Annotated in this window: 14 protein-coding genes and 1 riboswitch; all 14 genes read right to left on the reverse strand. The window is 48.2% G+C overall.

The window, feature by feature from the left end; all coding sequences use genetic code 11:
• Nucleotide 1: 1 nt before the first annotated feature.
• Nucleotides 2–1,021, reverse strand: coding sequence for an iron ABC transporter permease (locus DXA13_RS07120; RefSeq protein ID WP_118242875.1), 1,020 nt, complete (start codon nt 1,019–1,021; stop codon nt 2–4).
• Nucleotides 1,022–1,059: 38 nt separating this feature from the next.
• Nucleotides 1,060–2,250 (reverse strand): ABC transporter substrate-binding protein, encoded by a 1,191-nt coding sequence (locus DXA13_RS07125; protein ID WP_118242877.1) that lies wholly within the window; start codon nt 2,248–2,250, stop codon nt 1,060–1,062.
• Between the two features lies 1 nt (nt 2,251).
• Nucleotides 2,252–3,142, reverse strand: coding sequence for a hypothetical protein (locus DXA13_RS07130; RefSeq protein WP_118243078.1), 891 nt, complete (start codon nt 3,140–3,142; stop codon nt 2,252–2,254).
• 90 nt (nt 3,143–3,232) lie between these two features.
• On the reverse strand, nt 3,233–4,285 hold the full coding sequence (locus tag DXA13_RS07135; protein WP_118242880.1) for a sirohydrochlorin cobaltochelatase: 1,053 nt from the start codon (nt 4,283–4,285) through the stop codon (nt 3,233–3,235).
• 263 nt (nt 4,286–4,548) lie between these two features.
• A riboswitch (cobalamin riboswitch) is annotated at nt 4,549–4,798 on the reverse strand.
• 152 nt (nt 4,799–4,950) lie between these two features.
• On the reverse strand, nt 4,951–5,841 hold the full coding sequence (locus tag DXA13_RS07140; protein WP_118242882.1) for a ribokinase: 891 nt from the start codon (nt 5,839–5,841) through the stop codon (nt 4,951–4,953).
• Between the two features lie 12 nt (nt 5,842–5,853).
• Entirely contained in the window at nt 5,854–6,492 is a 639-nt protein-coding gene (locus tag DXA13_RS07145; RefSeq protein WP_118242884.1) for a dihydroxyacetone kinase subunit L, read from the reverse strand.
• A gap of 32 nt (nt 6,493–6,524) precedes the next feature.
• Nucleotides 6,525–7,520, reverse strand: coding sequence for a dihydroxyacetone kinase subunit DhaK (locus tag DXA13_RS07150; protein ID WP_118242886.1), 996 nt, complete (start codon nt 7,518–7,520; stop codon nt 6,525–6,527).
• 11 nt (nt 7,521–7,531) lie between these two features.
• Entirely contained in the window at nt 7,532–8,185 is a 654-nt protein-coding gene (locus tag DXA13_RS07155) for a class II aldolase/adducin family protein (protein WP_118242888.1), read from the reverse strand.
• 27 nt (nt 8,186–8,212) lie between these two features.
• The gene (locus DXA13_RS07160; RefSeq protein WP_118242890.1) at nt 8,213–8,656 is read right to left on the reverse strand and encodes an RbsD/FucU domain-containing protein; all 444 of its coding nucleotides are present in this window, start codon (nt 8,654–8,656) and stop codon (nt 8,213–8,215) included.
• A gap of 4 nt (nt 8,657–8,660) precedes the next feature.
• The gene (gene mtnA, locus DXA13_RS07165) at nt 8,661–9,761 is read right to left on the reverse strand and encodes an S-methyl-5-thioribose-1-phosphate isomerase (protein WP_118242892.1); all 1,101 of its coding nucleotides are present in this window, start codon (nt 9,759–9,761) and stop codon (nt 8,661–8,663) included.
• 23 nt (nt 9,762–9,784) lie between these two features.
• Nucleotides 9,785–11,008: an S-methyl-5-thioribose kinase gene (gene mtnK, locus DXA13_RS07170; protein ID WP_118242895.1), complete on the reverse strand. Its 1,224-nt coding sequence runs from the start codon at nt 11,006–11,008 to the stop codon at nt 9,785–9,787.
• A gap of 54 nt (nt 11,009–11,062) precedes the next feature.
• A complete protein-coding gene (locus tag DXA13_RS07175; protein WP_347559744.1) occupies nt 11,063–12,007 on the reverse strand; it encodes an ABC transporter permease in 945 nt (314 codons plus the stop codon).
• A gap of 20 nt (nt 12,008–12,027) precedes the next feature.
• Nucleotides 12,028–13,566, reverse strand: a complete 1,539-nt coding sequence (locus DXA13_RS07180; protein ID WP_118242897.1) for a sugar ABC transporter ATP-binding protein — start codon at nt 13,564–13,566, stop codon at nt 12,028–12,030.
• A gap of 165 nt (nt 13,567–13,731) precedes the next feature.
• Complete coding sequence (locus DXA13_RS22880; RefSeq protein WP_347559745.1) at nt 13,732–14,430, reverse strand: hypothetical protein; 699 nt, start codon at nt 14,428–14,430, stop codon at nt 13,732–13,734.
• Between the last annotated feature and the right edge of the window lie 91 nt (nt 14,431–14,521).

Raw genomic sequence — 14,521 nt, forward strand, 5'->3', positions numbered from 1 at the left:
CTTACTGCATGATCTTCCTGTTTCTTATCATCATATAAATGACGATTGGCGCTCCGAAAACAGCGGTAACCGAACTGATACTCAGCTCTGTAGGCGCGAATACCGTCCTGGCGATTAAATCGCAGAACAGGCAGAATACCGCTCCGCCCATAAAGCATCCGGGGATCACCAGAATCGGCTTTGCCGTCTTAAAAAGGCATTTCACCAGATGAGGCACCGCAATACCCACAAATGAGATGGGCCCGGCAAAGGCAGTGACACATGCGGATAACAGGCTGGACAGCAGAATCAGCAGCATACGGAAACGCCGGATATTTACTCCCATATTCTGAGCATAAACCTCTCCCATCTGGTAAGCGCTGATCGGCTTTGCCATCAAAAAGGCAAGGAGCAGGGAAACGAATACCACTGCCGTCATAACTCTCACATTTTCCCAGGACAGCCCGGAAAAACTCCCCATCGACCAGTTATGGAGATTCACGATATTGGAATCATCCGCAAACGTAATGACAAAATCGGTTACTGCCGAACAGATATAGCTGATCATCACACCACAGATCACCAGCATGGACATCTTTTTCACTTTGCCGGAAATCATCAGTACAAATCCCATCGAAATCATGGAGCCCGCAAATGCTGCCAGAATCATGAATGATGAGCGGATAGCAATTCCCTTCCCCAGCAGAGCAATCATCATCAGCGATACCACCAGTTTTGCACCGGATGAGATTCCCAGCACAAACGGTCCTGCGATCGGATTGGAAAAGAAGGTCTGGAGCATAAATCCTGATACAGACAGCGCTCCTCCCAGGATCACAGCCGCAAGAATCCGCGGAAAACGGATATCCCATACGATGTGATACGATGTGCTGTCACCTTCTTTATGAAAAAGAATTCCGAATATTTCCTGAACGGACAGGCGGACGCTGCCCGTATTGATGTTCCATAAAAATAAAATGCACATCATCGCCGCCAGAACAGCGAATGAAATGCCGTATCTCATATATTTTCTTTCCGCCATAGGGCCAACTCCTTTTAAATGGCGGGAAATCCGCCGTTTCAACGCAGCCTGTGAAGGTAGGTGATTTCCGACTGATCCGGCTCCTCTTCCGTCAGAATCTTATGAATATCCAGGATCATCGTTCCCAGCCCCATGGTTTCCTGAAACAGGCTCTTTTCCGTACACCATACGTTTCCTTCCTTCACAGCTTTAAAATCCGACAGAAGCCCGCTTTTTGCAATCAACTCATCCAGGGATTTCAGTTCCCCGTCGATGGTACTGTTATATATGATATAATCCGCATCCTTAGCCTCGGCATAAAAGGCTTCCATCTGCATATTCATGGTAGACAGCGCATTTTCATTTTCCATCATGTTCCGGGGTACATAATTCCCTCCGGCCAGTTCGATCATTTTAGCCACATAGTCCCCAGGCTTTCTCACATTTACAGCCCCGTTGGAACTGATATAAAAAAATGCCACTGTCTTACCTGTATTTTCCTGGCTCATGGCGTTCTCAAGCTTGTTCATCTGCTCCTCAAAAATGGTATTTGCCGCCTCCTCTTTATCCAGCAGCACGGCATACAGCTTCAGCCATTCCATTCTTCCCAGAGGATGACTTTCGTAACTGGACCTCTCCACAAGGACCGGGATCCCCAGCTGTCTCAGCTGTTCCTTTACTTCCGGAGAATGATCGATCATTGTTGATTCAATCGCCAGATCACAGGATTTCGACAGGATTAATTCATAATCCGGCGTATTGTATTTGCCTGCGTAAACCATTCGGCCATCTTCAAGCGCCTGTCTCGCTTCCTCAATGTACCATCCGAGAGCATCTGTTCCAGACAGCGTGACGCTGTCAAGGCTGTCAAGGCTGCAAAATAGATCCATGGCCGATGTGGCGGCCAGATAAATATTCTTAAGCGGCTTTCTGACGACCGTTACATCCTCAGGCAGCCCATCCGGAATGTCCGACCTTTCCGGTACAGCAAGATACCGCCCGCTATCCTTTATTGTAATCATCGCAAAGCCGCCGTCATAATAATCCACTGAAAACTGATCTGCATAGGCAAGCGCCATGCTGTGATCTATCTCCAGCTGACTCCAGCTTTCTTTTCCTGCCTGTCTCTCTACCTGTTTATTTCCAGTTTCTGAATCTGCAGCGGCAGACCCGCCGGCAGAACAGCCCCAGACATTTGCAGCCACCAGTGCCGCCGCTGCAATTGCCATTAAAAAAGTACCTTTCCCCATATCACTCCGCCTTCTTCAGCGTAGAGGAATCGAAAACCATGGTATATTCGACTTCGTGGGGCTGGCTCATTGCAATCGTATCGGCGATCACAGGCATGTTCCAGTCGAATCGGCCGACAGGAATTTCAAAGGCAGAATTCCCTTCTGTTCCCATCTGTTCATACTTCTCTCCATTCACTTTCATATAGTCATAATTTGAGCTGCCCCATATAATCACTGCATAGGCATTTCCATCTTCTATCCTGATCGCCGCAGGAGATTCTACACAAGCCCTGCCGGAGCCGCCCTTCAACGCGACTTCTGCCGTATACAAACCGTCCTCCAGCTCCAGGCTTTTTGCAGTCGTAATTTTTCCATCTTTAAAGGCCTCAGGCGGGAGAGAACCGGAACGGAATATTAGCACGCGATCATACCATTTTTCCTTCTTTTTACTGAATGCGCTGCAGTCAATCTCCATGTCCAGCGCTTCTACCGGTATTTCAAACGTATGGCTGCCATTCTCCGCCTGTGTATACGGGATACACGCCTCTTCGGAAGCTCTTTCTGCCTCTTCTCCCTTTCCCATATACAGCTTCAGGTAGCCGGTGCCGCTCATAGCCATCACAGCGCTCATTTTACCGTCCCTTACCGTCAGTTCACATGACGTAATGCGAAACATGCTGGAGCTGGAATCCACCGTTATGCTGTATACTCCGTCTTTCACATCACTCCCGTAAACCGGCTCCTGCCTGTCCGCCGAGGAACTTTCCTCCGTTTCTGCAGCAGATGACTGATCCGCCGCCGTGCGTTCCGGCTCAGGCAGTGTTCCTGACGGTGTTTTTATTCCGCAGCCCGCGGCTGTCAGGCTCATAACAAGCAGCAGTATGAATATTCCTTTATTTGTATTATGCATATATTTCACCTTTAAAAAGGCGATCAGCAAAATTTCCCGACCGCCTGTTTTCTTTCTTATTGATTCATCAGAAGCTGGCTGCCGGACAGTTTACTCTGCCAGACTGTCAATCGCAGCCTGTGCATGCTCTACGAAGAGCTGCTGAATTCCTTCCATCTCCCCGAGTCCCCGGATCAGACATGTCACTTCATAACCTGCTGCTTCAAACGCTGTCTTCCAGGAGCCTTCTTCATCTCCCGCCATATCGTTGTTCGCGTGATCGCCGGCAACAATCATAAGAGGCTCCAGAACTGCTCTCTTATATCCGCCTTCCTTAACTGCAGCCAGGACGTCGTCTACGCCGGGTGATGCTTCTACCGTACCTATGTAATAATGATCGTACCCTGCTTCCTTCAGCATTTCCTGCATTTTTGTGTATACGTGATTCGATTCCGCTTCCGTACCATGTCCCATAAAGCAGATCGCAGTCTCTCCATCGTCATACTCTGCGGTCGCTTCCGTAATCGCCTTAATAACAGCTCTAAAATCATCATCAGTTGTAAGCAGCGGTTCTCCTACGGCAACTCTTTCAAATGCGTCGGAATACTCCGCCACTTCGTTGACAAGGTCCGTATATTCCAGTCCGTTCATCAGATGGGTCGGCTGGATTACAAGGGTTTTAACTGCATGATCTGCCGCACGGCAAAGCGCCTCTTCCACATTGTCAATCGATACTTGATCTCTTGATTTTATATGGTCAATAATAATCTGGCTTGTAAACCCTCTTCTTACTGAGAAATCAGGAAATGCCTTTTCCATCGCATCCTCGATCGCACCTACTGTAAGCCGCCTGCTGTCGTTATAACTGGTGCCAAAGCTGACTACCAAAAGCTCTTTCTCGCCGATTCCATCCTGATTTCTGGCATTATCAAGAGCGGCATCGCCTGTATCATAGTTTTCTTCGCCTTTTTCTTCTGCTTCGTCAGGCGCAGATTTTTCTCTTGTTTCTTCTGATTTCGGCTTTTCTGCTTCTGCCTTCTCCGCTTCTGTCTCTTCTGCTGCAACTGCCGCAGACTCTTCCTTTTTACCGCCGGCACATCCTGCCGTCATCGCGGCCGTCAGCGCTGCTGCTGCAAATAAGATTGTCAGTTTGCTCATTTTCATCATGTTTTCCTCCTTTTTATGCAACACGATACCGGTTCATAAAAGGCAAAGGAATATCCAGCAGATCTGATCCGATCCAAAACAGGCAGTTTTACGCAAAAAAGTGCAGCATCAAATTCCCCTTATGCCTATCTGCACAGGGCGTCGTTTCATTTCCATCTTAAATCCTGTTATGAAACGTATGATCTGCTACTGTCTGAGTCAGAAATCTGCGGTTTAAACACCGTAAATCGGCACAACCAATTACTCGTGATCTGGAACTATATTCCTGTACCAACAGCGGCAGGTTTCCTGACTTGCCGATCCTTACGCATAACCGCCTTCCCAATCCAAACGATATCCGTGCGCTCCGCGCACAGGTCACCGCCTTCAATCGGATCAGTGGCTGTCTGTGACATAGGTTATGCATTCCCGGCTTACAGTGACGAGATCGCACAGGACTTTCACCTGTTTCCCTTTTACCCCCAGTCTGACCAATAGCAGACGTGCGGCACCAGCTGTTCAAAACTCGATATGCTTTATCCTACCACTTAATATCTCAAAATGCAATCCTCTTATCTTTCAAACAATTAAGCCCCTTAAGGACTGTCGGAATTTCTCCCAAAGCAAAAGAGGGGCTGTATTTTTCAGCACCCTCTCTGTCTATTCTTCTTACATATACATTCTCATTTCCAGCCAGCCACTTCTTCCATTGTCGGAATCGATGGCGCCGCCCCCTGACGGGACACTGCAATGGCCGCCGCCTTTGCCGCAGTATCCAGCGCATTCTCTACGGAACTGCCATGCAGTACCTCTGCCATAAAGAATCCTGTAAAGGTATCGCCTGCTGCAGTCGTATCTACGGTATCCACCGGATAAATTTCCTGTGTGATTCTCCGTTCCTGATCGGCATAGCAGGAACCGTCTCCTCCCAGAGTGAGCACAATTTTCGCTCCGGGAAACTGTTCCAGCAACGCCGTAATAAGCTGATCCGGATCACGTTCCCTCACGCCGGTAATCTGTCCGGCTTCAATCTCATTTAAAATAAACCAGTCAATTTTTTCAAGCCGCAGTTCAAGGACTTTTTCGTTCATCGGAGACGGGTTGAGCACGATAATCATACCCTTTTCATGAGCGCGGTCCACAATATAAGGAAGTTCATTGATCTCATTCTGAAGAATCAGATAATCTCCTTCGGCGAAATCCATAAGGGTCCGGTCCACCTGCTCTCTTGTGACCGCCTGATTCGCACCTCCATACAGGAGAATACAGTTGTCTCCTTCTTCATTATTCTGGATAATCGCATTGCCGGACCGTATCTGTTCCAGAACCGCCACATGGCTCACATCCACGCCGGCAGACTGAAGAACATCCAGAAGAAAAAGCCCATCCTGGCCGATACATCCGGCATGGGAAACCTCCGCGCCGGCCCGGCCGAGAGCCACGCTCTGGTTCAGCCCCTTGCCTCCAGTAAAAATCTGAAGTGATTTGGAGGAAAGCGTCTCTCCTTTTCCTACAAAGTGGTCTACCCTGTATACATAATCGATATTCAACGAGCCAAAATTCAAAACTTTCATATCATTCACCTGTTATCTGTCGAAATATTTTGCCAGACCTTCGAAAAAATACTGTCCCGCTACTGCTCCCTGGTCTGGTACGCCTTTGGCTTTTGCCGAAAATACCGCAGCCTTTCCGTATTTAGGAAGCATTTCTTTTGTTGCTTCCACACCTTCTTTCGCGCCGGCTGCTGCTGCAAGGATCACTGCCGCTATATTCTCTCCCATTTGACTGGCCGCCTCAGCTTTTCTGGCTCCGGCGTCCACAGAATCCAGGATCGTGCGGTCACCAAGCTGGCATTTTCCTCGCTTTTGGATACCGCGTGCAAAAGCAGTCAAAAATTCAGCCATTTCCTTGGGGCCGATTTCTTCCTTTCCCGCCAGAGCCCTGCCGCCTTCCATGATACCGCTGGCCATCAGAGTCCCCATCGTCGAAGGGACAAGACCTGCCATCTTCATCCCCGCCTTCATCAGAGTCTTTCCGATGTTGCCAGTCTCCCCATTCTCACGGATCAGCTGCGGAAGCGCTCCATAGCCCTTTTGCATGGTCAGGCCCAGATCACCGTCTCCCATTCTGGCATCCATCTCACAGAGCTCATCTTTCTTCTCCGCAAATAAATCAGCCACACCCTGAAAAAGCTCCGGAAGCTCATTGTAACTTATGCTGTCCATAGTGAACGCTCTCCTTTACAAACCATTTTAAACTATACCTGCGTATAAAAAGGTGTATGAACCGGCAGATCGATCCACCTCTTCATTTCTTCATCTTCCATACGGCAGATCGTAATCGATGCACCTGCCATTTCCATACTGGTTGCATATTCTCCTACAAATGTCCTGTAAGTTCCGATCCCTCTTTCGTCCAGCAGCTTTCTTACGCTTCCCGACAAAATATAGAGTTCTTCCTGGCTGGTAGCTCCAAGGCCGTTGATCAGCACACAGACCTCTTCTCCGGAACCCAGCGGCATGTCGCTTAATATTTCCTCTACCGCCTCTCCTGCCAACTCATCCGCAGTCTTCACGGGGCCATTCCACACGCCTGGCTCTCCATGAATTCCCATGCCAAATGCCATCTCATCCTCTTCAAGAGTGAAGTTAGAGTGGCCGATCTCCGGAATTACACATGGCGTCAGCGCAAAGCCTACCGTACGGGTGCCTCGTTTTGCCTTTTCTGCCGCAGCCAGGACCTCATCCAGCGTTCCCATTTCCGCTGCCCTGGCACCGGCGCACTTATACATAAAAAAGATTCCTGCCACACCGCGGCGGACACCGGCCTCTTTGTTAGAAAGCACGTCATCCGCTCCGACGATGCTGGCCGTTTGAATATCATCCATTTCCAGCATCTCCGCAGCCATATCAAAATTCATAATGTCGCCCGTATAATTGCCGTACAGGAAGAGAATTCCCGCGCCTGCCTCTACTTCTTTCGCGACGTTATAGATTTGTTCCGAAGACGGCGACTGGAATACACCTCCTACCCCGCAGCCATCCAGCAGGTTTTCTCCTACATAACCAAGGAATAAAGGCAGGTGTCCTGTTCCGCCGCCTGTGATAATTGCAACCTTACCAGGCTTTTTCTTTGCCGTGCAGTAGCAGCGAAGGTCATCCTCCACATATTTTACCATATCCGGATGTGCAGCGTAAATACCCCGAAGCATATCGTCCGTATAATTTTCAGGAGCATTAATAATTTTTTTCATAAATATCCTCCTTAAAGAATGATTTCCTTCGGATAAGCCCATTTCTGCAGTTCTTCAACAGGCAGGGCTTGCGGCTCTGCTCCATTTCCTGCCGCAAGTGTAATATAATACATCTCTGCGATTTCTTCTACATACTGTGCTTTCAGGAATGCTCCGTCCATCGTCCCATCAGCAGCAATCGCGCCATGGCTTTCCATCAGACAGCAGTCATATTCTTTCATCACCGCAGCTACTTTCTCCGCTAAATCCACCGTACCGGCCCGCCCGTAAGGAGCCACGGGAACTGTTCCCGTTGCCCCTAAATATGCACACTCATATACAATCGGCGGGATCGGCTTATTCATAATGGCAAATGCCGTGGAATAGCAGGCATGGGTATGTACGATTGCCCGCAGGTCTGTTCGTTCTTTATAGATGTACAGATGCATCATCGCCTCGCTGGAAGGCTTTACATCCGCACTGCGTTCAATCACTTTCCCGTCCAGATCCATAACACAGATGTGTTCTGCGGCCAGCACTTCCCGTGCCACGCCACTTGGTGTAATGACAACATAGCCTGTATCCGGGTCATAAATGCTGAAATTTCCGGATTTGTGCTTGCACATGCCAAGACGGTCCGCTTCTTTTGCCGCTGCAACTACTTTTTCTTTTAATAATTCAAGCATAGTTCATACCTCCAGATCGTTCTGCTCTCACAGGCAGCCCTTTTGTATGATGATACACGCATAAAGTGCCGTTTCCGAGGTAGATACGACTGCATAAGCTTTTTTGGCCACGTCGTAAAAGGAAAAACGATCCGTAAAACCAACTGCATCTGCACCACGCTCATCATATTTTGCCACAATATCTTTAAACTCATCCCATACGGGACACTCCAGGTCACGATGCATCTCCATCTTATCCATAATTGTAACCGGCTTTTCTACAAATCCGTCCAGAGGAAACAGCTGCAGAATCGCGTCTAGCATCTCGGTTACGCGGTGACCGTCGCAGCGGATATTGATATGGTGATCCGCGGCGGCAATCGAAGCCGCAGGAAAGTTGCCGTCTCCAATGACCAGTGTGTCTCCATGCCCCATCTCATGCAGCACTTTTAAAAGTTCAGGGGAAATGACTGCAGGCACTCCCTTCAACATATGATCACCTCCCTATTCCAAGAGCTTCAAACGCTTTGTCAAACGGTGCGTGACACATGCCTTTCTCCGTAATAATACCTGTAATCAGAGAATGATCAGTCACATCAAATGCGGGGTTGAATACATTGATGCCTTCCGGAGCCATGCGCTCTTTATACCACATTTCCGTCACTTCATCCGGATTGCGCATCTCAATCGGAATCTGATCGCCGGTAGGTGTTTCCAGATCGATGGTAGAACTCGGAGCACATACATAGAATGGAATTCCATAATGTTTCGCCAGAATCGCTACACCACTTGTTCCAATCTTATTCGCTGCATCTCCGTTCTTAGCAACACGGTCACAGCCTACGAATATAATGTCAATCTTCCCTGACTTCATTAAAATAGAGGCCATATTGTCGCACTGCAGAGTGGTTGTAATTCCTGCATTATACAGCTCGAAGGAAGTCAAACGCGCTCCCTGCAGAAGCGGCCTTGTCTCGTCACAGTAGACGTGCATCGCTGTTCCCGGCCAGCCTTTCTCAAGGGCAATATACATGGGGGCCGTTGCAGTGCCGTACTTTGCGGTAGCCAGCGTACCGGCGTTGCAATGAGTCAGGATTCCAATCTCTTTTCCGTCCTTTTTCAGTTCCTCTAACAGCCCAAATCCAATTTCTCCTATGCTGCGGCTGATCTGGACATCCTCCTCACGGATTTTCTCCGCCTCGTCAAACAGAATCTCCTTGATTCTGTCAACCGGCTGATCTTTATTGGCCGATACCGTATGATCCATGCGGTTCAGAGCCCAGAACAGATTGACTGCCGTCGGCCTGGAAGATGCCAGATAGTCCTTCAGTTCTTTAAACTCTGCATAAAATCCGTCATACTGATCTGCCTGGATACGGAAAGCCAGCAGGGCGATTCCATAGGCCGCCGCCGCGCCGATGGCCGGCGCTCCTCTGACCCTTAATTTCTTAATTGCTTCCCAGATTTCTTCTTTCGTGCTGATATTGATTCTCTTTATGGTGCCGGGGAGAAGCGTCTGGTCAATAATATCCAGTGCACTTTTATCCTCTTTCATCCGGACAGTAATCACTTCATCAAAAAATTCGTCTACAGTCATGGCTTTCGCCTCCTTCTATTCTATCAAATGGTCGCCTGTGCTGCTTCCTTCGCTCTCTTCACTGCTGCCACATAATCTGCACCCGTCCGGAAGGAACTCTGATTCATGATATAATCCTTTCCTGCGAAGATATTGATTCTCTCTGCAAGAAGGCGTTTTTTCTCATCTGCGATTGTAGTCACGTCCACGACGTTTGCCATGCCTACGGTTCTGCGGTGCAACTCTGTTCCTGCATATCCGGCCGTATCTCTCAGAATGCCGTCCAGATACCATTCCTTGAATCCCGGCACCTTAGCCATCGGTTCCTTTACTGCCTCATCATACTTTTTATTGAACTTTTCAACGAAGAGATCTACCGTCTGCTCGATGGTATCGAGAATCCAGCCGCAGAACGGCTCATCATCCGTGGAAAGGCCGTGATCATACGCAAAAATCAGGTTTGCGATAACGTTGCCAATATCATATCCCATCGGTGCGTATGTGCCAAATTCAGAGTCAAACACCTTGGTAGCGTCCTGGCGGATAAAGATGGAGCCTGTATGTAAATCTCCCTGCATCAGAGCCTGGGCGTCCGTCATAAACTTGAATTTCAGCTTCGCCACTTCCAAATGCAGCGCCTCATCCTCATAAAGTTCCTTTTTCACAAAATCAGCGTTCGGTTCATATACATTGTTTCTTTTATTCAAGTCGTTATACGGCTCCATCAGAACCAGTTTTTCCGTAATATCGCAGAGGTCAGGAGAGATAAATTTCTTTACCAGTTCTTTTTTCTCCTTATGATCCATAACGACGTCACTGCTTAAAAGCAGCGTGTTAACCATAAATGTGGAAATATCATCTGCAAACCGCGGGAAGGTTTCATGTCTCATCATCGCATCGCGCATGACGGCATAGTCGGAGCAGTCTTCCATTCCACAGGCACACATAATGGTGTCGAAGAAATAGATACGCGGCACCATTCCCGGCGCAAACTGATCTTCCAGCATAATGATTTCGGATTCCAGGCGGTTTCTGTCCCTGGACGGCTTCATATCCTTGGAAATTCTCGCCTCTGTTCCTGCCTGTTTAATATAGATGGAATGTCCTTTTCCGTCCCATACCTGATACACATAGTTTAGATTTCCGTGGGAACTAGGCACGAGCGCCTCCATGGAATCACGGTCCCACGGGATCTCCGTCGCTTTTTCCAGCGTATACTCAATAACATCGTTTACATCCATCTGAAAATAATGATCAAATCTTGACATTTCTTCTATTCCTCCTGAACTCTTAGTTTTCTTTCTTAGATGCGTATGCTGCGATCAGGCAAGCGCCAGAACCGCGCCTTTTACTGCCGGCAGAACATAGAATGGAACTGCACAGATCGTAAGTCCGTTCTCCAGTGTGGATACCAGCATAGCGCCGATCATTGTCCCCAGCGCGTTAGGTTTTTCCGCACCGCCTACGGTACGTCCAACGAAAACAGCGGCCAGAGAAGGCATCAGGTAGTTGTCACAACACATAACCTGTGCGGAGCTGCCTCTGGATGCGACCAGAATACCGCCTATTGCAATAAATACAGCCGTAATCATACCGGCAAGATAACGATATTTCTTTACATCAATACCGGAAAGCCTTGCCGCTTCCTTATTTCCACCCATCGCATAGAGATAACGTCCGTGTTTTGTAAAATTCAGAAACAGATATGCTGCAAACACACAACCCAGCATAATAATGATAATCCACGGCGCACGTCCGATTGCTGAAAATGATTCTGAAAGAGCGGTGCGGGCAGGTGCTGCTCCCCAAGAAGTCTTCATTCCTGTAGATACGGCGCCTCCGCCTATGTACCACTGGCCGATTCCCTGATGGACAAACATCAGAGCACATGTTGCGAGCATATCCGGAATCTTGCAGACAAGAATCAGGAACATGGTGAGCTGATACATGACCAGCGTTACCAGAATACAAATAATAATTGACATGCCTAATGACTGTCCAAGCCAAAGATAAGCAGACACAAATACGTATGCCGAACAGCTGGCCAGCGTACCGGCAGACATGTCAAATCCGTCAGGAGCCATGGTGATGGTCGCTGCGATTCCAAATACCGTATTGATAGCCATCGCCCTGAGTATGTTGACCATATTGCTCCCTGACATAAAGGAGCCGCCCTTGATCGCCGTAAATGATACAAAGCAAACCAGCAGTGCCAGGACTGCGGCCCAATCCACTAAAAATTTTTTAACACTTGTACGACTTTTCATAGCTACAGCATTCCTCCAGTCTATAAATTCGGTTTTTTATTTTTTTCTCCACCGACAGAGTAGTACATGATTTCATCTTCTGTGGCTTTTTCAGTTTCCAGTTCTGCCATTACCTCTCCGTTATACATCACGTACATGCGGTCCGTCAGAGACAGCAGTTCTGAGTTCTCACAGGAAGCGTAAATAACACAATTGCCCTTTTTGGCAATTTCATTAATCAAATGAAAAATATCCTGTTTTGCGCCTACATCGACTCCTTTTGTAGGCTCATCAAAAATATAAACATCACAGTCTGCTGCCAGCCACTTTCCTACAGCCACCTTCTGCTGGTTCCCGCCGGAAAGATTTTTGACCTGCTGCCTTACCGTAGGTGTTGAAATTCCCAAGTCCTTTACGAATTTTTCTGCGTTCTTAACGACCTGCCGTCTGCGGATGAACGATCCTGTGCAGAATTTTGAAAGGCACGCCGCCGATAAATTAAAGCTGACGCTTTCATTTACAAGAACGCCTTCTTTACGCCGTTCCTCCGGTACCAGAGCCATGCGGTATTTCACCGCGCCGGAAGGATTGGATATTTTAAGTTCCTTGTCATTCAGTATTATTTTTCCGCCTGTCTTCTTATATGCGCCAAAGAGCGTCTTACAGAGCTCCGATTTTCCTGCGCCGACCAGGCCGGCTATGCCTACTACCTCGCCTCTTCTTACATGAATCGAAACATCCTTCACTTTTCCATCCGCACCGGACAGATGTTCTGTCTTAAACAGCGTATCTCCGATTTGGCACGCTTCCTTTGGAAAGTTTTCTTCGAAGGAACGTCCGAGCATCTTTTCCACGATTTCCCTGGTAGTCGTCTGCTTCGTAATCGGCGTGTTGTCAATCAGCTGACCGTTACGCATGACCGTATAGTTCTCGCAGATATCCAGAATTTCATTTAAACGGTGGGATATGAACAGGATGGCGATATTTTCCGTCTCGTGCAGGTGCCGTACAACCCGGAACAACTCTTCCGTCTCGGTATTGCTGAGAGGCGCTGTCGGTTCATCCAGAATCAGAAAGCTGCACTGTGACTGTATGGCTTTGGCGATCAGCACCATCTGTTTCTGTGCCAGAGACAGATTCTGTACCAGCTCACGCTCGTCAACCTGATCCCGTCCGATATGCAGTCTGTCTAATGCTGCACGCCCCTGCTTATATGCATTTTTCCAATTTACGATATAGCCGCTCTTACCCATGACCATATCGTTCTGGACAATATTCTCTGCTACCGATAACGTAGGATACAGTGCCGTATCCACTTCCTGATAAACAATCTGAACCCCCAGTTTTTTGGCATCCACCGGCGTCCGGACTTCCACTTTACTGCCATTGAGCAGCACCTCTCCGGTATAGGTAGGATTGGCGCCCGCCAATACCTTCATTAATGTTGATTTTCCTGCGCCGTTGGCTCCAACGACTGCACGAATCTCGCCGGTTGATACTTCAAAATTGATGTCGTCAAGCGCCTTGACACCGGGGAATTCAATGGAAACATGTTTCGTTTCAAGCTTTATTCTATCCATGGAGTCCCTCTTTTCCGTGATAAAATCTATAAGATGATTGCTCCTTGCGGAGCGTTTTATTCTAATTGAATAGAAGAAGCGCCGGGCAAAACCCGGCGCTTTCCTTCAAAAAACGATTGCCTGTGGTTTTGTGTTCAAAAGCGAACCTCGTTTTAAGCAGTCAGCTTATTTGTGAATCAAATCCTTTGGCATCCAGTCTGCTTCAGACAGATAATCAAGATTTCCGTATGTTTCTCCTGCGATAGTACCTAAATTCTCTACTGTAGAATCTTCCTTGAGCGCGTCAGCCTTAATTGCGGTACCTGGAACCTCGACTACGTCCACACCGCTCTTCTGGGTTGCCGGATCATAAATCTTGTCGTACTGGTCTGCAAGCTGCAGCATCAGGATACGCATTCCGATCTCGCCGTTCATGGTCCAGTCAGTTGTACCTGCCGCACTCCAGATGTCAGGACGGGTCAGCATGTTTGTTACGTCAACAGGATCGATATCAACAGACGCCATCGGCAGTGCGTCGCCGTTCTTGCCGTTGAAGTTGTCGTTCTCAATAATAGCGTTGTATACGCCCTGGCCATACATATCGTAATAAGCGATAATTCCATCCACATCTTCACGCTTTACGCCCTGCAGATAAGCAGCCGTAACTGTGTTTGCAGAATCAACGGAATCCTGAAGCGGCTGTACCTCGCCTACTGTCTTAATCTTTCCTGCTTCTTCATATTCTTTCCAGCCTACTTCACGGCGGTCAAACGGGCTGTTGTAGTTCGGTCCTCTCCAAACCTTAATCAGGCGGACGCCTTCACCGTATTCTTCGATCATCTGGTCGAGAAGAACGGTTACAAGGGATTTATCCTGCTGGAACATCTGTGTAACGCCAGGAAGTTTCTGATACTCGCCGTCCGCATAGAACTGTGTATCAAATGTAACGATCTTCAGATCCGGATACTGCTCTGTG

The sequence above is a fragment of the Clostridium sp. AM58-1XD genome (assembly GCF_003464085.1).
Taxonomy (GTDB): domain Bacteria; phylum Bacillota; class Clostridia; order Lachnospirales; family Lachnospiraceae; genus Lachnoclostridium_A.

Bases quoted from the DNA above. Each gene is read 5' to 3' on its own strand.
- DXA13_RS07145 (WP_118242884.1), bottom strand. From the start codon at position 6,492: ATGGACAGCATAAGTTACAATGAGCTTCCGGAGCTTTTTCAGGGTGTG.
- DXA13_RS07175 (WP_347559744.1), bottom strand. From the start codon at position 12,007: ATGAAAAGTCGTACAAGTGTTAAAAAATTTTTAGTGGATTGGGCCGCA.
- DXA13_RS22880 (WP_347559745.1), bottom strand. From the start codon at position 14,430: ATGTTCCAGCAGGATAAATCCCTTGTAACCGTTCTTCTCGACCAGATG.
- DXA13_RS07150 (WP_118242886.1), bottom strand. From the start codon at position 7,520: ATGAAAAAAATTATTAATGCTCCTGAAAATTATACGGACGATATGCTT.
- DXA13_RS07160 (WP_118242890.1), bottom strand. From the start codon at position 8,656: ATGTTGAAGGGAGTGCCTGCAGTCATTTCCCCTGAACTTTTAAAAGTG.
- DXA13_RS07125 (WP_118242877.1), bottom strand. From the start codon at position 2,250: ATGGGGAAAGGTACTTTTTTAATGGCAATTGCAGCGGCGGCACTGGTG.
- mtnK (WP_118242895.1), bottom strand. From the start codon at position 11,008: ATGTCAAGATTTGATCATTATTTTCAGATGGATGTAAACGATGTTATT.
- DXA13_RS07140 (WP_118242882.1), bottom strand. From the start codon at position 5,841: ATGAAAGTTTTGAATTTTGGCTCGTTGAATATCGATTATGTATACAGG.
- DXA13_RS07120 (WP_118242875.1), bottom strand. From the start codon at position 1,021: ATGGCGGAAAGAAAATATATGAGATACGGCATTTCATTCGCTGTTCTG.
- DXA13_RS07180 (WP_118242897.1), bottom strand. From the start codon at position 13,566: ATGGATAGAATAAAGCTTGAAACGAAACATGTTTCCATTGAATTCCCC.
- DXA13_RS07130 (WP_118243078.1), bottom strand. From the start codon at position 3,142: ATGCATAATACAAATAAAGGAATATTCATACTGCTGCTTGTTATGAGC.
- mtnA (WP_118242892.1), bottom strand. From the start codon at position 9,761: ATGACTGTAGACGAATTTTTTGATGAAGTGATTACTGTCCGGATGAAA.
- DXA13_RS07155 (WP_118242888.1), bottom strand. From the start codon at position 8,185: ATGCTTGAATTATTAAAAGAAAAAGTAGTTGCAGCGGCAAAAGAAGCG.
- DXA13_RS07135 (WP_118242880.1), bottom strand. From the start codon at position 4,285: ATGAAAATGAGCAAACTGACAATCTTATTTGCAGCAGCAGCGCTGACG.